General features: G+C 68.1%; 19 protein-coding genes. 11 read left to right on the forward strand and 8 right to left on the reverse strand.

The window, feature by feature from the left end; all coding sequences use genetic code 11:
* The first annotated feature begins 8 nt into the window (after positions 1 to 8).
* From PTQ19_RS10640 to PTQ19_RS10665, 6 genes are all read left to right on the forward strand, one after another.
* Entirely contained in the window at positions 9 to 842 is an 834-nt protein-coding gene (locus tag PTQ19_RS10640; RefSeq protein ID WP_274367311.1) for a purine-nucleoside phosphorylase, read from the forward strand.
* Entirely contained in the window at positions 839 to 2,527 is a 1,689-nt protein-coding gene (locus PTQ19_RS10645) for a phospho-sugar mutase (RefSeq protein WP_274367312.1), read from the forward strand. The genes PTQ19_RS10640 and PTQ19_RS10645 overlap by 4 nt, the downstream gene beginning before the upstream one ends.
* A 137-nt stretch (positions 2,528 to 2,664) precedes the next feature.
* The gene (locus tag PTQ19_RS10650; RefSeq protein WP_274367313.1) at positions 2,665 to 3,969 is read left to right on the forward strand and encodes a flavin-containing monooxygenase; all 1,305 of its coding nucleotides are present in this window, start codon (positions 2,665 to 2,667) and stop codon (positions 3,967 to 3,969) included.
* Complete coding sequence (locus tag PTQ19_RS10655; RefSeq protein ID WP_179410351.1) at positions 3,969 to 4,949, forward strand: bile acid:sodium symporter family protein; 981 nt, start codon at positions 3,969 to 3,971, stop codon at positions 4,947 to 4,949. Before PTQ19_RS10650 ends, PTQ19_RS10655 begins: the two co-directional genes overlap by 1 nt.
* On the forward strand, positions 4,946 to 5,893 hold the full coding sequence (locus tag PTQ19_RS10660) for an SDR family oxidoreductase (RefSeq protein WP_274367314.1): 948 nt from the start codon (positions 4,946 to 4,948) through the stop codon (positions 5,891 to 5,893). The genes PTQ19_RS10655 and PTQ19_RS10660 overlap by 4 nt, the downstream gene beginning before the upstream one ends.
* Positions 5,894 to 5,902: 9 nt before the next feature.
* A complete protein-coding gene (locus PTQ19_RS10665) occupies positions 5,903 to 6,667 on the forward strand; it encodes an alpha/beta hydrolase (protein ID WP_274367315.1) in 765 nt (254 codons plus the stop codon).
* A 24-nt stretch (positions 6,668 to 6,691) separates the two neighbouring features.
* Here the strand turns inward: PTQ19_RS10665 and PTQ19_RS10670 are convergent, their stop codons facing one another.
* The 8 genes from PTQ19_RS10670 to PTQ19_RS10705 all read right to left on the reverse strand — a co-directional run bounded on the left by PTQ19_RS10670 (position 6,692) and on the right by PTQ19_RS10705 (position 16,142).
* Positions 6,692 to 7,807: an adenosine deaminase gene (locus tag PTQ19_RS10670; RefSeq protein WP_206822167.1), complete on the reverse strand. Its 1,116-nt coding sequence runs from the start codon at positions 7,805 to 7,807 to the stop codon at positions 6,692 to 6,694.
* Complete coding sequence (locus PTQ19_RS10675) at positions 7,804 to 9,123, reverse strand: thymidine phosphorylase (protein WP_274367316.1); 1,320 nt, start codon at positions 9,121 to 9,123, stop codon at positions 7,804 to 7,806. Before PTQ19_RS10675 ends, PTQ19_RS10670 begins: the two co-directional genes overlap by 4 nt.
* Positions 9,120 to 9,518 (reverse strand): cytidine deaminase, encoded by a 399-nt coding sequence (locus tag PTQ19_RS10680; RefSeq protein ID WP_179410346.1) that lies wholly within the window; start codon positions 9,516 to 9,518, stop codon positions 9,120 to 9,122. Before PTQ19_RS10680 ends, PTQ19_RS10675 begins: the two co-directional genes overlap by 4 nt.
* Before the next feature lie 18 nt (positions 9,519 to 9,536).
* Complete coding sequence (locus tag PTQ19_RS10685) at positions 9,537 to 10,817, reverse strand: ABC transporter permease (protein WP_274367317.1); 1,281 nt, start codon at positions 10,815 to 10,817, stop codon at positions 9,537 to 9,539.
* Positions 10,814 to 12,121 carry an ABC transporter permease gene (locus PTQ19_RS10690; protein WP_274367318.1) on the reverse strand — a complete coding sequence of 436 codons (1,308 nt, stop codon included), beginning with the start codon at positions 12,119 to 12,121 and terminating at the stop codon, positions 10,814 to 10,816. The genes PTQ19_RS10685 and PTQ19_RS10690 overlap by 4 nt, the downstream gene beginning before the upstream one ends.
* A complete protein-coding gene (locus PTQ19_RS10695) occupies positions 12,118 to 13,680 on the reverse strand; it encodes an ABC transporter ATP-binding protein (protein WP_179410343.1) in 1,563 nt (520 codons plus the stop codon). Before PTQ19_RS10695 ends, PTQ19_RS10690 begins: the two co-directional genes overlap by 4 nt.
* Before the next feature lie 96 nt (positions 13,681 to 13,776).
* Positions 13,777 to 14,874, reverse strand: coding sequence for a BMP family lipoprotein (locus PTQ19_RS10700; RefSeq protein WP_206551720.1), 1,098 nt, complete (start codon positions 14,872 to 14,874; stop codon positions 13,777 to 13,779).
* A 155-nt stretch (positions 14,875 to 15,029) separates the two neighbouring features.
* Positions 15,030 to 16,142 carry a mannose-1-phosphate guanylyltransferase gene (locus PTQ19_RS10705; protein WP_179410341.1) on the reverse strand — a complete coding sequence of 371 codons (1,113 nt, stop codon included), beginning with the start codon at positions 16,140 to 16,142 and terminating at the stop codon, positions 15,030 to 15,032.
* Positions 16,143 to 16,305: 163 nt separating this feature from the next.
* Here PTQ19_RS10705 and sdhC point away from each other — a divergent pair, with 163 nt between their 5' ends.
* The 5 genes from sdhC to PTQ19_RS10730 are packed head-to-tail and all read left to right on the forward strand — an operon-like array spanning position 16,306 to position 21,084.
* Entirely contained in the window at positions 16,306 to 16,740 is a 435-nt protein-coding gene (gene sdhC, locus PTQ19_RS10710) for a succinate dehydrogenase, cytochrome b556 subunit (RefSeq protein ID WP_222447121.1), read from the forward strand.
* Entirely contained in the window at positions 16,740 to 17,183 is a 444-nt protein-coding gene (locus PTQ19_RS10715; protein WP_179410339.1) for a succinate dehydrogenase hydrophobic membrane anchor subunit, read from the forward strand. The genes sdhC and PTQ19_RS10715 overlap by 1 nt, the downstream gene beginning before the upstream one ends.
* Before the next feature lie 19 nt (positions 17,184 to 17,202).
* The gene (gene sdhA, locus PTQ19_RS10720) at positions 17,203 to 19,008 is read left to right on the forward strand and encodes a succinate dehydrogenase flavoprotein subunit (RefSeq protein WP_179410338.1); all 1,806 of its coding nucleotides are present in this window, start codon (positions 17,203 to 17,205) and stop codon (positions 19,006 to 19,008) included.
* Positions 19,008 to 19,796: a succinate dehydrogenase iron-sulfur subunit gene (locus tag PTQ19_RS10725; RefSeq protein ID WP_218847923.1), complete on the forward strand. Its 789-nt coding sequence runs from the start codon at positions 19,008 to 19,010 to the stop codon at positions 19,794 to 19,796. The genes sdhA and PTQ19_RS10725 overlap by 1 nt, the downstream gene beginning before the upstream one ends.
* 22 nt (positions 19,797 to 19,818) lie before the next feature.
* Positions 19,819 to 21,084, forward strand: a complete 1,266-nt coding sequence (locus PTQ19_RS10730) for a YihY/virulence factor BrkB family protein (RefSeq protein WP_274367319.1) — start codon at positions 19,819 to 19,821, stop codon at positions 21,082 to 21,084.
* Positions 21,085 to 21,090: the final 6 nt, after the last annotated feature.

A 21,090-nucleotide genomic window follows, 5' to 3' on the forward strand; every position in this document is an offset into this window, starting at 1 on the left:
GTGGAGTCATGCTTGACACTGCTTCTCACCCCCTCGACGACGCGAACGCCGATCCGTCCGCCATCGCCGCCCAGGCCGCTGCCGACATCGCGCGTCTGACCGGGGTCGACCATCACGACATCGCCCTGACGCTCGGTTCGGGCTGGGGCAAGGCCGCCGAGATCATCGGTGAGACCATCGCCACGGTTCCCGCCACTGAGGTCACCGGCTTCTCGCGCCCCGCTCTGGAGGGCCACGTCGGCACGCTGCGCAGCATCCGCACGCCCGACGGCAAGAACGTGCTCGTCATCGGCGCCCGCACGCACTACTACGAGGGCCACGGCGTGCGACGCGTCGTGCACAGCGTGCGCACGGCGGCCGCGACGGGCGCGAGGATCATGGTGCTCACGAACGGTGCCGGCGGCATCCGCGAGAGCTGGAAGCCCGGCCAGCCCGTGCTGATCAGCGATCACATCAACCTCACCGCCGACTCGCCGCTCGAGGGCGCGACGTTCGTCGACCTGACCGACCTGTACTCGACCCGTCTGCGCGAGGTCGCGCGCGGCGTCGACCCGACACTCGATGAGGGCGTGTACACGCAGCTGCGCGGCCCGCACTACGAGACCCCCGCCGAGGTGCGGATGGTCGGGCGCATGGGCGGCGACATCGTCGGCATGTCGACCGCACTCGAGGCGATCGCCGCGCGTGAAGCCGGTATGGAGGTGCTGGGCTTCTCGCTCATCACGAACCTCGCCGCCGGCATCCAGCAGACCCCGCTGAGCCACGAAGAGGTCATCGAAGCCGGACGCGAGGCCGAGCCAGTGATCTCGGCTCTGCTGGCCCGAGTGATCGAGGCGCTGTGAACGACACGCATGCCGCTGAGCGGCTCGCCCAGGCCCGTGCGTGGCTCCGGCAGGACCCCGACCCCGAGACCCGCGACGAACTGGCCGGCGTGATCACGCGCGCCGCGGGAGGCGACGCGGCCGCCGCGGCCGACCTCGACGACCGCTTCCGCACCCGCCTGGCCTTCGGCACGGCGGGACTGCGTGGTGCGCTCGGAGCGGGCAGCAACCGCATGAACCGGGTGCTGGTGGCGCAGGCCGCCGCCGGCTTCGCCGACTTCCTGCGCAGCCGTGGGAGTGCGCCCGACGGGCGACCGACGGTCGTGGTCGGCTACGACGGACGCCGCAACTCGCGTCGATTCGCGCAGGACTCTGCCGAGCTGTTCGCCGGTGCGGGCCTGCGGGCCATCCTGTTGCCGCGTCTGTTGCCGACGCCGGTGCTCGCCTTTGCCGTGCGCCACTTCGACGCCGATGCCGGTGTGATGGTCACCGCCAGCCACAACCCGCCCGACGACAACGGCTACAAGGTCTACCTCGGCGGCGCCGACGGCGGGTCGCAGATCGTCGCGCCGGTGGATGCTGAGATCGCCGACTGCATCCAGCGCGTCGCGGATGCCGGTGACGTGGGCTCCCTGCCGCGCTCCACGGCGTACGAGACCGCGGGTGAGGAGGTGGTCGATGCGTACATCGCTGCCACCGCCGCGCTGGCGCCCGCTCCGTTCGGCGTGCAGGAGATGCGCTGGGTGTACACCGCGATGCACGGAGTGGGCTGGGAGACGTTCTCACGCGTGGTCAAGGCGGCAGGCTACCCGGCGCCCCGCGTCGTGGACGAGCAGCGTGACCCGGATGCCGGTTTCCCGACCGTCTCGTTCCCCAACCCCGAGGAGCCGGGCGCGCTGGACCTGTCGTTCGCACGGGCACGCGCCGCGGACGCGGAGTTCATCTTGGCCAACGACCCCGACGCCGACCGTCTCGCCGTGGCGATCCCCGACGGCGACGGCGGCTGGCGCCGTCTGACCGGCAATGAGGTCGGCCTGCTGCTGGGCTGGCGCGCCGCGAAGGCCGCGCAGGAGGCCGGAACGGCCGGTGCCTCGCTGGCGTGCTCGCTGGTGTCCTCCCCCGGCCTCGGCGTGATCGCCGAGCGCTACGAACTCGACTTCCACGAGACCCTGACCGGGTTCAAGTGGATCTCGCGTGCCCCGGGCATGGTGTTCGGCTTCGAGGAAGCCCTCGGGTACCTGGTCAACCCCGAAACGGTGCGCGACAAGGACGGCATCTCGGCCGCGGTCGCGATGCTCGGAATGGCCGCGGATGCCCGCGTGCGGGGTACCACGATCGCCGGGCTGCTGGACGAGCTGGGCGCCGAGGTGGGTCACTTCGCCAGCGGTCAGGTCTCGATCCGCGTCGATGATGTGGCCGTGATCCCGGCGCTGATGGCATCGCTGCGCGGGCAGCATCCGACGGCATTCGGTGCGCGCAGCGTCGCCGGCGCCGAAGACCTGGCCGAGGGCGGCGACGGCGTGCCCGCCGGGGATGTGCTGCGGTACCGTCTCGACGACGGGTCGCGAGTCATCGTGCGCCCCAGCGGCACCGAGCCCAAGCTCAAGGTTTACGTCGATGCGCGCGGTGCGACAGCGGACGAGGCGACGACGGCGGTCTCGGAGATCGAGTCGGCCGTGCGGGAGCTGCTCGCGGAGCGGGGATGAGCCCGCTCCGCCGGCGCTGACACCCCGCCGACTGCGCACGCCCCGTCGCGAGACTTGCGAGATCTCCCCGGGTAACCGCTACGATCAGGGTTACCCGGGGGGATCGTCTGCGATGCACGACGTCGTGCGGGAGTGAAATGAACAGATATGCCGTCATCGGTGCCGGCCCGTCAGGTCTCGCCGCCGCGCGCGCCCTGCAGCGGCGCGGCATCCACGTCACCGGCTACGAGGCCTCATCCGGGGTCGGCGGGCTGTGGGACATCGACAATCCCCGCAGCACGATGTATGAGTCGGCGCACCTGATCTCGTCGCGCACCACCACGGAGTTCACCGAGTTCCCGATGGCCTCGGACGTCGATTACCCGGGCCACCGGCTGCTGAAGGAGTACTTCGACGCGTACGCCGACCGGTTCAGTCTGCGCGAGCTGTTCCGGTTCAACACCCGGGTCATCAGACTCGAACCGGCCGGCGGCGCCGGCGACGGATGGACGCTGCTCGCCGAGGACGCCGACCCCCAGCACTACGACGGTGTCATCCTTGCCAACGGCACCCTCGCCGAGCCCAACGTGCCGACCTTCACCGGGGCGTTCACCGGCGAGATCATGCACACCAGCCGGTACAAGCGCCCCGAGCAGCTCGCAGGACGCCGCGTTCTGGTCATCGGTGCGGGCAACTCCGGCTGCGACATCGCCGTCGACGCCGTGCACCATGCCGCGTCGGTCGACATGAGCGTGCGACGCGGCTACTACTTCGTGCCGCGGTATCTGTTCGGCCGTCCCAGCGACACCCTCAACCAGCGCCGCCCGCTTCCCGCACGCATCAAGCAGACCGTCGACACGCGAGTGCTGCGCGCGTTCACCGGCGATCCGGTGCGCTTCGGATTCCCGAAGCCCGACTACCGCATCTACGAGTCGCACCCGATCGTCAACACGCTCATCCTGAATCACCTCGGGCAGGGCGACCTGCGCATCCGCGGTGACGTCGAGCGCTTCGACGGTACCCGCGTGCACTTCGGCGCATCGACGCACTTCCCCCAGGGCTCCGCCGCCGAGTACGACCTGATCCTGCTCGCGACGGGCTACACGCTCGACTATCCCTTCGTCGATCGGGAGCACCTGCACTGGGAGGCAGCCGCGCCGCGCCTGTTCCTCAATGTGTTCCCGCCCTCGTTCAACGGCCTGTACGTGATGGGCATGATCGAGGCATCGGGCATTGGTTGGCAGGGGCGGTATGAGCAGGCCGAGCTGCTCGCGGCGTATCTCGATGCCGTCGACACGCGGCCGGACGCTGCGACGGCGTTCCGCGAACGGGTGACCGGCGAACCCTGGCCCGACACCAGCGGCGGCTACCGGTATCTCGGGCTCGACCGCATGTCGTACTACGTCAACAAGGACGCCTACCGCTCGGCGGTGCGTGTCGCGGCCCGGACGCTGGAGGACTGATGGACTTCGACGACCTGGTGCTGAACTTCACCCCGGGCACCCTGCTGATTCTCAACGTCGTACTCGGCCTGATCATGTTCGGCATCGCCCTCGACACCGCACCGAAGGACTTTCGGGTCGTGGCGCGGCACCCGAAGCCGTTCGTCATCGCGATCCTGGCACAGCTGCTGGTGTTGCCGGCCGTCACGTTCGGACTCACCCTGATCCTGCCGGTCAGCGCATCGATGGCGCTCGGCATGATCGTCGTCGCGTGCTGCCCACCGGGCAATATCTCGCAGGTGCTCACGCACCGCTCGGGTGGAAACGTCGCCCTGTCGGTCTCGATGACTGCCGTCGGCAATCTGCTCTACATCATCGCGATGCCGATCAGCATCGCGTTCTGGGGCTCGTTGCACCCCACCGGACGCGATCTGCTGCGCACGGTCGCGTTGGATCCGTGGCGGATGCTGCTGGAGATCGTGCTGATCATCGGTCTGCCGTTCGCGCTCGGCCTGCTCTTGCGGGCGGCGTTGCCCGGGTTCGCGCGGCGCGTGCAGCCGTTCGTGCGCTGGTTCAGCCTGATCGCGCTGCTCGGTTTCATCATCGGCGCGCTGGCCGGCAACTGGGCGATCTTCGTCAGCGTCATCGGCACGGTGCTGATCGTCGTGGCGGTGCACGACGCCGTGGCCCTGGCGATCGGCTACGGCACCGCCGTCGTCGGCGGTCTCGGCAGTCGCGAACGCAAGGCCATGACGTTCGAGGTCGGCATCCGCAATGCCGGACTCGGGCTGGGGCTCATCTTCGCGTTCTTCGGCGGACTGGGTGGCATGGCCGTCGTCGCCGGTTGGTGGGGAATCTGGGACATCATCGCCGGGCTCCTCGTGGCGGGCCTGTGGGCGCGGCACACGCGCCGGCGCACCGGATCGGCGTCGGGTGACGCGAGCCGTCACGCGGCCGCCCCCGGCGCCGCGTCTGGCCCGAGCAACGAGGATGCCCGATGACGCGCGTTCTGGTCACCGGCGGTGCCGGGTTCCTCGGTTCGCATGTCACCGCTCTGCTGGCGGCACACCCCGCCGTCGATCTCGTCGTCAGCGGCGACCTGCGCGACTCCTCGGTTCCCGGCGTCGTCTCGGCGCCGTTCGACGTCACCGACGGTACGTCGCTGGCGCCGGTGCTGGGCCAGCACCGCATCGACACGGTTGTGCACCTGGCGGCGATCGTCAACCCGGGGCGTGACACCGACCTGGAGTACCGCGTCGACGTCACCGGCACTGAGAACCTGCTCACCGCCTGCGTGGCCACCGGCGTGCGACGCCTCGTCGTCTCCAGCTCGGGGGCCGCATACGGCTACCATCCCGACAATCCCGACTGGCTGACCGAGGACGATCCGGTGCGCGGCAACGACGAGTTCCCGTACTCGCGGCACAAGCGCCTCGTCGAGGAGCTGCTGGAGCGGGCGCGTGACGAGCATCCGCACCTTGAGCAGGTCGTCTTCCGCATCGGCACGATCCTCGGCCCGACCGTGCGCAACCAGATCACCGCGCTGTGGGACGGCCGCCGCCTGCTGCGCGTGGCGGGCTCCGAATCGCCGTTCGTGTTCGTCTGGGTCGACGACGTCGCCGCGGCGATGGTGCGCGCCGCGACCGATGGCCCGGCGGGCATCTTCAACGTCGCGGGCGACGGGCGCATGACCGTCCCCGAGATCGCCGCGCGCCTCGGCAAGCGGATGCTCGTGGTGCCGGCCTGGGCACTGGGTGGCGCCCTGTGGGTCGGCCGCGCACTGCGGCTGACGCCGCACGGCCCGCAGCAGGTGCGCTTCCTGCGGTACCGCCCCGTGCTCGACAACACTCGCCTCAAAGACCAGTTCGGTTACACGCCCCACCGCACCAGCGCCGAGGCGTTCGAGGAGTACCTGCGCACGCATCCGGGCGTCGCGCGCCGGTAGCCTTGCGGAATGGCGAAGACACGCGCGGGTCGAGGCAGACGCGGCGGCCGCTGTCTGCGATGGACGCTGTGGGGCGTGCTCGCGGCCGTGGCGCTGGCGATCGCCGGGATGCTGGTGTGGAGTCAGGTCGGTGTGATGTCGGCCGAGCCGGAGCCTCTCGCCCGGGCCGAGGCGAACCCCGGGCTGGTGATCGACGATGCCCCGCAGGGCGTCGTGCTGACGCCGGCCGCCGGAGGATCGACCCGCGGGTTGGTGTTCATCCCCGGGGCGAAGGTGCAACCCGAGGCGTACATCGCGATCCTGCAGGATGTGGCGGTCGAGCACGGTGTCTCGGTCGTGATCACCCGCCCCTGGTTGAATCTGGCGTTCTTCGACCCGCGCGGTATGGACGCCTTCACGTCGGCGGCGCCGAACGTGGACACGTGGATGGTCGGCGGGCACTCGCTCGGCGGAGTGCGCGGCTGCCAGCTCGCCGGTGACGCCGACGCGCTCGTGCTGTTCGCCTCGTACTGCGCGGCCGACCTGTCGGGTTCCGGGCTGCCGGTGCTGAGCATCTCGGGTAGCGAGGACGGCCTGTCGACGCCGCAGAAGATCGCCGATGCCCGGGACCTGCTGCCCGCGGATGCCGAGATGGTGCAGATCGACGGCGCAGCGCACGCGTCGTTCGGCGACTACGGGCCACAAGCCGGCGACGGCACGCCGAGCATCTCGGACGACGACATGCGAACGCAGATCACCGAGCTCGTCAGCGGTCTCGCGGACGAGCTCGGCTGATCGCCGATCAGCGGTCGGTACGGCTCAGCGTTCGAAGCCCTCGGCGATCATCTCGACAAGCTCCTCGCGCTCCTCGACCGGCAGGAACGCCGCCGCCGCTGCGTTGAACTGGAATGTCTCGAGGTCGTCCAGGTCATAGCCGAACGCGTCGACCAGCAGACCCAGCTCACGCGTGAGCGTCGTACCGCTCATGGTGCGGTTGTCGGTGTTGACCGTCACCGAGAAGCCGAGCTGGTACAGCAGATCGAACGGATGATCGGCGATCTCATCGCCCCAGCGGGCGATCGCACCGGTCTGCACGTTCGACGACGGCGACATCTCCAACGGGATCTCGCGGTCACGCACCCAGCGCGCGAGGTCGCCGAACTGCACGTGCACCTCGTCGCCCTCCTGTTCGATGATCTGCAGATCCTCGGCCAGGCGCACACCGTGTCCGAGGCGCAACGCACGCCCGTCGATCAGGGCCGAGCGGATGGATGCCAGCCCGGCCGCCTCTCCGGCGTGTACGGTCACGGGGAAGAACTCCGACGCCAGGAAGTCGAAGGCGTCCCGATGCTGCGAGGCGGGGAATCCGTCCTCGGCACCGGCGATGTCGAAGCCGACGACGCCGCGCTCGCGGAACGCGACCGCGACCTCGGCGACTTCACGGGCCCGGTTGTCGTGGCGCATCGCCGAGAGGATCTGTCCGACGCGAATGCCACTGCCCGCAGCATCCACCTCGTCCTCGCCCTCTTCGATGCCGCGCTGCACGGCATCCACGGCCTGCGCCAGGCTGAGGCCGCCGCCGACGTGCTGCTCGGGCGCCCAGCGCACCTCGCCGTAGATCACACCGTCCTGCGCGAGGTCTACGACGAACTCACGCGCGATGCGCGTGAGCGCGCGCTCGGACTGCATCACCGAGGTGACCAGGTCGAACGTCTTCAAGTACTCGGTCAGCGATCCGGCGTTCGACTGCTCGGCGAACCAACGGCGCAAGCCGCGGGCATCCGCCGCCGGGGTCGGGATACCGGCTTCATCAGCCAGTTCCAGAATCGTCGCGGGCCGCACGCCACCGTCCAGGTGGTCATGCAACGACACCTTGGGGAGCTCGCGCAGGGACAACCCCTGGATCTTGCGGTCTTCGTTCTGCGCGTTGGTCATCGCGTCATCTCCTCGGCTGTGATCCGCTCTCGGACGATCGGGGTCGTATCGGGCGCCGCGTCACCGATCGCATAGGAGCCGTCGAGCGCCTCCAGGGCTCGGGCGAAGCGGCTTTCATCGTCGGCCGACAGGGTGAACAACGGCTGCCCCACCGTGACGCGCTCCCCCGGCTTGACCGCGAGGTCGATTCCGGCGGCATGCACGACGGCGTCCTCAGCACGCGCGCGGCCCGCACCCAGGCGCCAGGCCGAGATGCCGAACGCCAGGGCGTCCATTCGGGTGACGAAGCCATCGCGCTCCGCCGTGACGACGTGGGTCTCACGGGGCTGCGGCAGCGGTGCGGTCGGATCGCCGTCTTGCGCGCGGATCATCGAATTCCAGCGGTCCATGGCACGCCCGTCGTCGAGCGCGGCCTCGACATCCGCGTCCGGCTGCCCGGCCAGACTCAGCATCTCGCGAGCCAGGGCGACCGTCAGTTCGCGCACGTCGGCGGGGCCGCCTCCGGCCAGCACCTCGACCGACTCGCGCACCTCATTGGCGTTGCCGATCGCGCGGCCCAGCGGCGTGTTCATGTCGGTCAGTAGCGCGGTGGTCGCCACCCCCGAGTCGGTGCCCAACGCGACCATGGTGCGCGCGAGCTCCCGGGCGCGATCGATGTCTTGCATGAACGCACCGTCGCCGAACTTCACGTCCAGCACCAGCGCGTCCGTGCCCTCGGCGATCTTCTTTGACATGATGCTCGACGCGATCAGCGGGATCGCCTCGACAGTACCGGTGATGTCACGCAGCGCGTAGAGCTTCTTGTCGGCAGGCGCCAGGCCCGAGCCGGCCGCGCAGATCACCGCGCCGACCTCGCCCTGAAGCTGGGCGAACATCTCGTCGTTCGAGAGCGCGGCGCGCCATCCGGGAATCGCCTCGAGCTTGTCGAGCGTGCCACCGGTGTGACCGAGTCCACGACCGCTCAGCTGCGGTACCGCCACGCCGAACACTGCGACCAGCGGCGCCAGGGGCAGCGTGATCTTGTCGCCGACACCACCCGTCGAGTGCTTGTCGACCGTGCGCTTGCCGAGCGCGGCGAAGCTCATCCGCTCGCCTGAGGCGATCATCGCGTCGGTCAGCACCCGGATCTCGTCGCGCTGCATGCCGCGCTGGAAGATCGCCATCGCGAACGAGGCCATCTGCGCATCCGAGACGTAGCCGCGCGTGTAGGCGTCGACCATCCAGCGCAGGGCCGCCTCGGGGACGACACCGCCGTCGCGCTTGGCGCGGATGACGTCGATCGCGTCGAACGGCTCGATCGCGGTGGTGGCGCTCATCGGGCATCCTCCAGGTCTCGGGGCCCGAACGCGTCGGGAAGGACTTCATCGATGGTGCGGATGCCCGAAACGGTCTCGAGCAGCATGCCCGGCATCGCGTGCTCGAACAGCAGCTGGCGGCAGCGCCCGCACGGCATGATCGTCTCGCCGTCGTTGTTCACGCACACGAACGCGACCAACTGGCCGCCGCCCGACATGTGCAGGTCGCCCACCAGGGCACACTCGGCGCACAGCGTCACGCCGTACGACGCGTTCTCGACGTTGCACCCGGCGACGATCCGGCCATCCCCCACGAGGGCGGCCGCCCCTACGCGGTACCGCGAGTACGGTGCGTAGGCCTTGTGCATGGCATCGGTGGCGATCTGACGCAGCTCGTCCCAGTCGATGTCGGTCATCTCTCTCCTCTGTCGCAGCTACGACTTGATGTACGGCTCGCCATCGGCGGCCGGCGGACGCGAGCGCCCGACGAGACCGGCGACGGCGAAGATCGTCACCACGTACGGCAGCATCAGCATGAACTGGCTCGGCACCGGAGAACCGATGACGCTCAGCACGCCCTGCAGGTTGGTCGCGAAGCCGAACAGCAGTGCGGCGAGCGTCGCACGGATCGGGTCCCACTTACCGAAGATCACGGCGGCCAGAGCGATGAAGCCCGCGCCCGCCGTCATCTCCTGATTGAAACGCGGCACCGAGACGAGCGTGTAGAACGCACCGCCCATTCCGGCCACGGCACCGGCCAGCAGAACCGCGCGGTAGCGCGTCGCCGCGACCTTGATGCCCACGGTGTCGGCCGCCTGAGGGTGTTCACCGACGGCGCGCAGACGCAGACCCCAGCGCGTGCGATACAGCGAGTACGCGACCAGTGCGACGACGGCGTACATCAGGTAGACGATGAACGACTGCTGGAACAGGATCGGGCCGATGATCGGGATCTCGCTCAGCACCGGGATCGGCAGCACGGTGAACGTCTCGGGATTATTCAGCGTTTCGGTGTTGGGTGCGAGCACCTGCCGGAACAGGAACGTCGTGATGCCGATCACCAGCACGTTGAGCACGACACCGACGATCACCTGGTTGACGTAGTACGTGATCGTGAACAGACCGAGCACCAGCGCGACCAGCATGCCGGCCATCATGGCCGCGATCAGGCCCGCCCACGGCGAGCCCGCCAGCGACGCTGCAACGGCCGCGGTGAATGCGCCGGCGAGCAGCTGCGCCTCGATGGCGATGTTGACGACACCGGCACGTTCGCCGATGACTCCACCGAGGGCGCCGTAGATCAGTGGCGTCGCCAGCGCGAGCGCACCGGCGAGCAGACCGATCATCGGCAGCGTCGCGCCGGCAGCGGCCCACGCGAGGAAACCGATCAGCAGCACGACCACGTAGACCACGATGAGCCACAGCGGGATCTTGCGGTGGCGCTGCACCAGTGCAGCGGCAGCTGCGGCGCACAGGGCCATGAGCAGCACGGCGACCCAGGCCGTCGGCGTGGCCGGAAGCACCACGTCGGGCACGGGGATCGCGGCGTTCTCCTTGCCGAGACGGAAGGTCGTCACCCCCTCGCGCGGAGCGAACAGCGGCAGTAGCGCGAACAGCACGGTGAAGATACCGAAGATGATCGGCGTCTTCCACGAGACGACGGCGATACGACGCGGCTCTTCCAGCTGCGCGTCGACCTGAGCGGTAGTGCTCATGCCGACACCTCCTTCTCTTCGTCAGAACCCGATGCCTGCGGCTTCGACGCGGCACGGCGCTTGGCCGCGATGCGCTTGCTGCGGCGTGACGGTCGCCCGGGCTGGGGCAGACCGAACATGGCACGCACCAGCGGCGGCGCGGCGATGAACAGCACGATCAGCGACTGGACGACGAGGATGATCTCGACCGGGATCCCCTCAGCCGACTGCATCGTGAAGCCACCGGTCTTGAAGGCGCCGAACAGCAGGCCGGCTCCGAGGATGCCCAGCGGCGCCGATCTGCCGAGCAGCGCGACAGTGATCGCGTCGAAGCCGATGCCCGCGTCGATACCGCCGCTGAAGCCGCTGACCTCGGTGCCGAGCACCTGGCTGACGCCGGCGATACCGACCAACGCTCCGGCGATCAGCATGACCACGAAGTACATCCGGCCCACGTCGATACCGGCGACACGTGCCGCGGCCGGGTTCTCGCCGACCGCACGGAAGCGGAAGCCGAGCGCCGAACGCTCCAGCAGCCACCAGGTGAACGCGACGGCGAGCAGGGCGAGCAGGAAGCCGGCGTGCAGCTTGTACTGCGGGCCGAGCAGCTGCGGCAGCTGGGCCGTCTCGGCCATGGGAGCGGTCTTCGGGTTGCTCGACCCCGGTGCCTGCAGGATTCCCTGCGTGGCGAGCATCCAGGCCAGCAGATACACCGCGATGTTGTTGAGCATGATCGTCGTGATCACCTCGTGCGCACCGGTGCGTGCCTTCAGGAATCCGGCGATGCCACCCCAGATCGCCGCAGCGGCCATACCGGCGACGATTGCGGCGACCAGGTGCAGCCCGATCGGCAGGTCCATCGCGGTGGCGACGTAGCCCGCCGCGGCGGCGGCCATCAGCATCTGGCCCTGACCACCGATGTTGAACAGACCCGCGCGGAACGCCAGTCCGACACCGAGGCCTGCGGCGATCAGCGGCGTGGCGAACTTCAGCGTCTCGGTCAGCGGTCGGATGCCGGCCGCGAACGTGTCGGCGTTGTAGTTGTAGATCGCGCCGCGGAACAGCGCCGCGTATGCGCCGGCGACGGCATCCCAGATCGCGACGAACGTGTCGGCGGGCTGGGCGAAGAAGTACCCGGCTGCGGCCTGGACGTCTTCATCAGTCGCGGCGATCATGATCGAGCCGACGAGTACGGCCAACAGCACGGCGAGCAACGAGATGATGCCGTTGCCGTGCACGATCGCCTGCAGGGTCACCTGCCAGCGCGAGGGCGCGACCTTCGTCTCGGGTTCGGCCAGCGGATTCGACGTCTGCATGGTGTTCATGCGATCTCCCCGTTCTGGTCGCCGCGGGCCGGCGCCTCGGTTGCCTCGGCGAGGGCGGCCGTCTCGCTCATGCCGGCCATCATCAGGCCGAGTGTCTCGCGGGATGTGTCGCCGGGAACGATGCCGACGATTCGGCCGCGGTACATCACGAGGATGCGATCCGCGAGCGCCGACACCTCGTCGAGCTCGGTAGAGATGAGGATCACCGGTACACCGGCGTCACGCGTCTCGACGATGCGTTTGTGGATGAACTCGATCGAGCCGACATCCACACCGCGGGTGGGCTGCGCCGCGACGAAGAGCGACAGGTCACGGCTGAGCTCGCGCGCGAGCACGACCTTCTGCTGGTTTCCGCCCGAGAGACGGCCCGCCGACTGTGTCGGGCCCTGTGTGCGAATGTCGAACTCGGCGATCTTCTCGTGCGCGAAGCTCTCGAGCAGACCGCGCTGCACGCTGCCGGCGACGACGAACGGCGCGCCGAAGGAGCGGTCGAGCATGAGGTTCTCCGAGATGGAGAACTCCTTGACCAGGCCGTCGACGCTGCGGTCCTCGGGCACGAAGCCGACACCGGATTCGAGGATGTGGCGCACCGAACGCCCGACGAGTTCCTTGCCGTCGAGGCGGATGCTGCCGCGCACGTCGTCCTGCAGACCGATGATGGCTTCGGTGAGCTCGGTCTGGCCGTTGCCCTGCACACCGGCGATGGCGAGCACCTCGCCGCCGCGTACCTCGAAGCTGGCTCCGTCGACGGTGACGGTGCCCACCTCGTCGGCGACGGTCAGGTCGCTGACGACGAGACCGTTCTCGCGCAGCGTGGGGGCGTCTTTGGTGACGGTGAGCTCGACCGCGCGTCCGACCATGAGGGAGGCGAGTTCGGCGTTGGATGCCGTCGGCTCTGCCTCGCCGACGACCTTGCCGAGTCGGATGACGGTGATGCGGTCGGCGACCTCGCGCACCTCGCGCAGCTTGTGCGTGATGAACACGATCGAGGTGCCCTGCGACTTGAGTTGACGCATCGTCGCCATCAGCTCGTCGGTCTCCTGCGGCGTGAGTACGGCGGTCGGCTCGTCGAACACGAGCACGCGCGCGTCGCGTGAGAGCGCCTTGATGATCTCGACCCGTTGTTGCACACCGACGGGGAGGTCTTCGACGAGCGCATCGGGGTCGACCTGGAACCCGAAACGGTCCGAGATCTCGCGCACCTTCGCGCGGGCGGCCGCCAGGTCGAGACGTCCACCGAACGTCGTCTGCTCGTGCCCGAGCATGACATTCTCGGCGACGGTGAAAACGGGGATCAGCATGAAGTGCTGATGCACCATGCCGATGCCGGCTGCCATCGCGTCACCCGGGCCGTCGAACTCCTGCTCCACATCGTTGAGCAGGATCTCGCCCTCATCGGCCTGGTACAGACCGTAGAGGACGTTCATCAGCGTCGACTTGCCGGCACCGTTCTCGCCGAGCAGGCAGTGGATCTCCCCTGCCTCGACGGTGAGGTCGATGTGGTCGTTGGCCGTCAGCGCGCCGAATCTCTTCGTGATACCGCGCAGTTCAAGCTTCATGTTGTTGATCCTATTCGGGCAGCCGTCCTGATCGGGAGGGCCCGACAGGCAGAATCGGGGAGGTCGGCAGCTGCCGACCTCCCCGATCCGATGGCATCAGCCTGCGAGGTACGAGGTGACCTCGACCTTTCCGTCGATGATGTCCTGGCGGAGCTGGTCGACCTCGTCCTGCAGTTCCTGGTCCACCTTGTCGGCGAAGTTGTGCAGGTCGGCGATACCGACGCCCTCGTTCTCGAGAGTGCCAACGTACGCCTCGGGGTCGAACTCACCGTTGCCGCTGGACAGCACGGCCTGGTAGGTCGACAGGTCCATGGCCTTGAGCACCGAGGTCAGCACGACGTCGGCGGTGCTCGGGTCGGTGACGAACAGGTCGGCGTCAGCACCGATCAGGGCGATGTCCTTGCCGGACTCCTTGATGGCCTGCTGAGCCGACTGGTAGATCGGTCCACCCACGGGAAGGATGACGTCCACACCCTGGTCGAGGATGTTCACGGCGACCTGCTTGGCGTCCTGGTTGGCCTCGAAGCCACCCGTGAACGAACCGGTCGAGCCGTCCCAGCCGACGACCTCCACGTCGGCGCCCTTGACCTCGTTGTAGTGGTCGACGCCCTGCTTGAAGCCGTCCATGAAGATCGTCACGGTCGGGAACTCGCGTCCACCGAAGGTGCCGACCTTGCCGGTGGTCGAGTATCCGGCCGACAGGTAGCCGGCGAGGAACGCGGCCTGAGCCGTGTCGTAGAGCAGCGGCTTGACGTTGTCGGCGTCCTTGGTGCCATCGAAGTCGTTATCGGCGGCGTCGTCGACAAGGATGAAGTCGATCTCGGGGTTTGCCGAGGCGGCCTCGACCGTTGCGGCCGACAGCGCGAAACCGACGGCGACGATGGCGTCGCAGCCCTCGCCGACCAGGTTGGTCATGTTCGGGCCGTACTCGGTTTCGGCGTTGGACTGCACGTCCTTCAGCTCGACACCGAGCTCGTCAGCGGCCTTCTTGGCACCCTCGAACGAGAGCTGGTTGAACGACTTGTCGTCGAATCCGCCCTCGTCGGAGACGATGCAGGGCAGGAAGTCGAGGGCTTCAGAACCGCCATCGCCCGCGGGCGTGTCGGTGGGTGCCTGACCGCACGCGGCCAAGCTGAGGACGACGCCGGCAGCGACCGTCGCGCCGAGCAGCTTCTTGGTGATGGAGATGGACACTCATGCCTCCCTGAACGGTTCCGCGGACATCGCGGATCGATCGAGATTACCGAGTGTTACGCGCCGCTCGCATTACGGATCGCAGTGCACTCGCGAAAGGTTACAGATCTGCAATGATCACGCGCGGCGCGCACGAGAGCCACCTCGGGCACCGCTCAGAGGACGTCATCCCGCCCCGTGATCTTCAGCGATTCCACGACACCCTTGACCCGCTGCGCGTGCTCCACCGTGGTCACCAGCAGGGCGTCGTCCGTGTCGACGACCACAATGTCCTTCACACCGACGAGGCTGATCACCCGCGAGGTCTGACTCACCAGGATCCCGCTGGCGGCATCCGAGAGCACGCGGGCCTTGGGGCCGAGCACGGCGAGATCGTTCTTGCGCCCGTGCGTGATCAACTTGGTGAGCGAGGCGAAGTCGCCGACGTCATCCCAGTCGAAGTGTCCGGGGATCACCGCGAGGTGACCGCGCTCGGCGGCAGGCTCCGCCACCGCATAGTCGATGGCGACCTTCTTCAGCGTCGGCCAGATGCGATCCACCGCGGGTCCGCGACGTTCGCGGTCGTCCCACGCCTCGGCGAGCTCGAGCAGCCCGGCGTGCAGATCCGGCTCGTTCGCGGCGAGTTCCTCGAGCAGCACACTCGCCTTGGCGATGAACATCCCCGCGTTCCACAGGTAGTCCCGGTCGGCCAGGTACTGCTTGGCGGTCTCGAGGTCAGGCTTCTCGACGAAACGTTCAACCAGCGTCGCCTCGGGCGCGCCGTCCACCACGATCTCGCCAGCGCGCTTGATGTAGCCGAAGCCGACCGAGGGCTCGGTGGGGGGAATGCCGATCGTGACGATGTAGCCCTGCCGCGCGACCTGCACCGCCTGTTGCACGGCCCATTCGAACACCTGTGTGCCTCGGATGACGTGATCAGCGCTGAACGACCCGATGATCACGTCAGGATCGCGGCGGTGCAGGATCGCCGCCGCCAGGCCGATCGCGGCGGCCGACTCGCGGGGCTCGGATTCGAGGAACACGTTCGCATCCGGGATGCCCGGCAGCTGGCCCTCCACGGCGGCGCGGTGCGCACGGCCGGTGACCACGGCGATGCGGTCCTCACCCGCCAGCGGCACCAGGCGGTCCCACGTGTCGCGCAGCAAGGAGTGCCCCGATCCGGTGAGGTCGTGCAGGAACTTCGGTGCGTCCGCCCGCGAGAGCGGCCACAGCCGGCTCCCGATGCCGCCGGCGGGGATCACCGCGTAGAAGTCGTCGATTCTGGCCATGGCATCCAACCTATCCGGCACCTCACCCTGCCCCTGTGCCACCCGCCGACGACGCGCTAAGGTTCCCCTTCGTCGCACCCAGCGTTCTGACAGGAATAGGATGGGTGCGGCGGGGCATGCCCTCACGCAAGCACCCGACATCTCATCGATCAGGGAGGACGACGTGTCCACGAGCACACGCTTGACACCGTCGATTTCGGAGACGACCTCGAAGTCTCCGCGCGGAACGCTCTATCGCGGCCGGGAAGGCATGTGGTCCTGGGTGCTGCATCGCATCACCGGCGTGGCGATCTTCTTCTTCTTGCTGGTGCACGTGCTCGACACGGCGCTCATCAGGGTCTCGCCCGAGGCGTACGACGCGGTCATCGGCACCTACAAGAACCCCATCATGGCGTTCGGTGAGGTCGTGCTGGTCGCCGGCATCGTCTTCCACGCCATGAACGGTCTGCGGATCATCCTGGTGGACTTCTGGGCCAAGGGCGCCCAGTACCAGCGCCAGATGTTCTGGATCGTCATCGGCGTGTGGGCGGTCGTGATGGCCGGATTCATCCCGCGTCACCTCGGCCTCGCGTTCGCCGGATTCGGAGGGGACCACTGATGTCCACCCAGACTGCTGTTCCCGTCGCCCGCCGTCAGCGCGGCATCAACCTCGAGAAGTGGGGCTGGCTGTTCATGCGCGGCTCGGGCGTACTGCTCGTCGTGCTGATCTTCGGCCACCTGTTCGTCAACCTGATGCTCGGCGAGGGCATCCACGCGCTGGACTTCGGCTTCGTCGCCGGCAAGCTCGCGTCTCCCTTCTGGCAGTGGTGGGACGTGCTGATGCTGTGGCTGGCGCTGATCCACGGGTCCAACGGCATGCGCACCATCGTCAACGACTACGTCACCCACCCGAAGGCGCGCAAGGCGCTGGTGTGGGCCCTCGGCCTGGCCGCCGGCCTGCTGATCATCCTGGGCACCCTCGTGGTGTTCACGTTCGACCCCTGCGCTGGCGTCTTCGAGGACGGCACGCTGTGGGAGACCTGCCAGGCACTTGGCGAGTAACGAAGAAGGCAGACACAGAGTGACTACTCAGACCCAAGATTCCGTCGTCCGCGACGGCGTGCACTACCACCAGTTCGACGTCGTCATCGTCGGCGCCGGCGGCGCCGGAATGCGTGCCGCGATCGAGGCGGGTCCCGGCGCGAAGACGGCCGTGATCTCGAAGCTGTACCCCACACGCTCGCACACCGGTGCGGCGCAGGGCGGTATGGCCGCGGCGCTCGCGAACGTCGAGGACGACAACTGGGAGTGGCACACCTACGACACCGTCAAGGGCGGCGACTACCTGGTCGACCAGGATGCCGCTGAGATCCTGGCCAAGGAGGCCATCGACGCGGTCATCGACCTCGAGAACATGGGTCTGCCGTTCAACCGCACGCCCGACGGCAAGATCGACCAGCGCCGTTTCGGCGGCCACACCGCCGAGCACGGCAAGAGCCCGGTGCGCCGCGCGTGCTACGCCGCCGACCGCACCGGCCACATGATCCTGCAGACGCTGTTCCAGAACTGCGTCAAGCTGGGCATCAACTTCTTCAACGAGTTCTACGTGCTCGACCTGATCACGGTCAAGGACGACGCCGGCGCCACCCAGGTCGCTGGTGTGGTCGCCTACGACCTCGCCACGGGTGAACTGCACGTGTTCCAGTCCAAGGCCGTCGTGTTCGCGACCGGTGGATTCGGCAAGATCTTCAAGACGACCTCCAACGCGCACACCCTCACGGGTGATGGCGTCGGGATCATCTGGCGCAAGGGCCTGCCTCTGGAGGACCTGGAGTTCTTCCAGTTCCACCCGACCGGTCTGGCCGGCCTCGGCATCCTCCTCACCGAGGGTGCGCGCGGTGAGGGCGCGATCCTGCGCAACGCCTCGGGTGAGCGCTTCATGGAGCGCTACGCGCCCACCATCAAGGACCTCGCACCGCGCGACATCGTCGCCCGCAGCATGGTGCAAGAAGTGGCTGAGGGCCGCGGCGCCGGCCCGCACCGCGACTATGTGCTGCTGGACTGCACGCACCTGGGCGCCGAGGTGCTCGAGACCAAGCTGCCGGACATCACCGAGTTCGCCCGCACCTACCTGGGCGTCGACCCGGTGGTCGAGCCCGTGCCGGTGATGCCGACCGCGCACTACGCGATGGGTGGCATCCCCACCAACAACGACGCCGAGGTGCTCGCGGACAACTCCACCGTCGTTCCGGGGCTGTACGCCGCGGGTGAGTGCGCGTGCGTCTCGGTGCACGGCTCGAACCGCCTCGGCACCAACTCGCTGCTCGACATCAACGTCTTCGGCAAGCGCGCCGGCCGCAACGCCGTCGAGTACGCGAAGAACGCCGAATTCGTGCCGCTGCCCGAGAACCCCGCTGCGTTCGTCAGCGACATGATCGAGGGCCTGCGCAACAACCAGGGCACCGAGCGCATCGCCGTGCTGCGCAAGAAGCTGCAGGACGAGATGGACAAGGGCGCCCAGGTGTTCCGCACCGAAGAGTCGCTCACCCACGTGCTGGGTGTCATCGAAGAGCTCCGCGAGCGTTACAAGAACGTGCACGTCGACGACAAGGGGCGCCGGTTCAACACCGATCTGCTCGAGGCCGTCGAGCTCGGCTTCCTGCTCGACATCGCCGAGGTCGTCGTCTACGCCGCACGCAACCGCCACGAGAGCCGCGGCGGCCACATGCGCGACGACTTCCCCAAGCGCGATGACGAGAACTTCATGAAGCACACCATGGCGTACCTGGTCGGCGACCCGCACTCGTCGGATGCCGCCGATCACATCAAGCTGGACTGGAAGCCCGTGGTCGTCACGAACTACCAGCCGATGGAGAGGAAGTACTGATGTCCACCGCAGTCGTCGATCCCGAGACCGCTGCCCAGGCCGAAGCCGCGGACGCGGCGGCCGACTCGGGCGTGCAGTCCTTCCTCGTGACGTTCAACATCCGCCGCTTCGACCCCGAGGTCGACGAGGAGCCGCGTTGGGTGGACTACGACGTCGAGCTGTACGCCACCGACCGCGTGCTCGACGCGCTGCACAAGATCAAGTGGGAGGTCGACGGCTCGCTGAGCTTCCGTCGGTCGTGCGCCCACGGTATCTGCGGCTCCGACGCCATGCGGATCAACGGCCGCAACCGTCTCGCGTGCAAGACGCTGATCAAGGACCTCGACATCTCGAAGCCGATCTATGTCGAGGCCATCAAGGGCCTGCCGCTCGAGAAGGACCTGATCGTCGACATGGAGCCGTTCTTCGCCTCCTACCGCGAGGTGCAGCCGTTCCTGATCGCGAACTCGACGCCTGAGAAGGGCAAGGAGCGCGTGCAGTCGATCACCGACCGCGCGATCTTCGACGACACGACCAAGTGCATCCTGTGCGCCGCGTGCACCTCGTCCTGCCCGATCTTCTGGACCGACGGTCAGTACTTCGGGCCCGCCGCGATCGTGAACGCGCACCGCTTCATCTTCGACTCGCGTGACGACGCCGGTGATGTGCGTCTGGACATCCTCAACGACAAGGAGGGCGTGTGGCGCTGCCGCACGACCTTCAACTGCACCGAGGCCTGCCCGCGTGGCATCGAGGTCACCAAGGCGATCGCCGAGGTGAAGCAGGCTGTCCTCAGCGGCGGCCGCTGACGCGGATCGCTACTCTGGGGACGTGAGCGCCAGCGAACCCGACGTGACCTTGGCCGCCAGTCCGCGTGAGAAACGTGGACTGGCGGCCAAGGCCGTTCATGAGGAACAGGCTCTGCGTGAGCGCTGGGAGGCCACGCAAGAGAACCTGCGGGAACGTTTCGATGTTCCGATCGCCCGGGCGACGACACTGACCCGGCGCACGCTCGCGCTGTTCCCAGTGCGGGTGTGGCGCAACTTCCTGCAGAACCAGGGGTTCCTGCTGGCTGCGGGCGTCAGCTATCAGACCCTGTTCGCCGCGTTCGCCGCCATCTACGTCGCCTTCGCGGTGGTCGGATTGTGGCTGGGCAATGATCAGGACGCCATCGACGGCCTGATTCACGTGATCAACACGTTCGTGCCCGACATGATCAGCGAGAACGGGATCGCGACACCCGACGATGTGCGCACGATCACCCGCGGGATGACCGGCACGTTCAGCATCACGGGTTTCATCGCTCTCGGCGCCCTGATCTGGACGGCCATCGGCGCGATCTCTTTCGCGCGCCGCGCGGTGCGGGGCGTGTTCGGCATCGCGCCCGACCGGCGCAACTACTTCCTACTCAAGTCGCTGGACCTCATGGCCGCGCTCACGTTCGGGCTCGGGCTTCTGCTCGGCACCGCGCTGAGCACCATGGCCACCTGGGCGCTGAACCTCGTGTTCGATCTCATCGGCATCAGTGATTCCTCGGCACTGTTCAATACCGGGGTGCGCCTCATCACCCTGGTCGTGCTGTACGGGATCAATACCGCGCTGATGGCGGCACTGTTCCGCTTTCTCACCGGCACGAGCCTGACGTGGCGGCGGATCCTGCCCGGTGCACTCCTCGGTGCGAGCGCCACGACCCTGCTGCAGCTCGGCTTCGGTCTGTTTCTGTCGTACTCGCCGTCGAACCCGCTGCTGGTGACGTTCACGGTGTTCATCGTGCTGCTGCTGTGGTTCCGGCTGATCGGCATCGTGCTGCTGGTGTCGGCGTCCTGGATCGCCGTGGCCGCGTCCGACGACCACATCGCGCTCATTCCGCAAACCGAGGCCGAGCGGCTGGCCGCCGAGCACCAGGCGCTGCTGCTGGCGGCCCAGGTGCGGTTGCGCACCGCGGTCGACGAGCGCGATTCCGCCCCCTGGTATCGCCGTTGGGCGGCGGATCGCGCCCTGCGCGCCGCGCAGGAGGAGCTCGAGCAGGTGGAGGATGCCACTCCCCCGGCCCCCACCGCCCGGCGCGGGGCGAAGCGTGTCGGTGGCGATCGTTAGGCTTGG

This window comes from Microbacterium esteraromaticum (genome assembly GCF_028747645.1).
In the GTDB taxonomy this organism is placed as follows: domain Bacteria; phylum Actinomycetota; class Actinomycetes; order Actinomycetales; family Microbacteriaceae; genus Microbacterium; species Microbacterium esteraromaticum_C.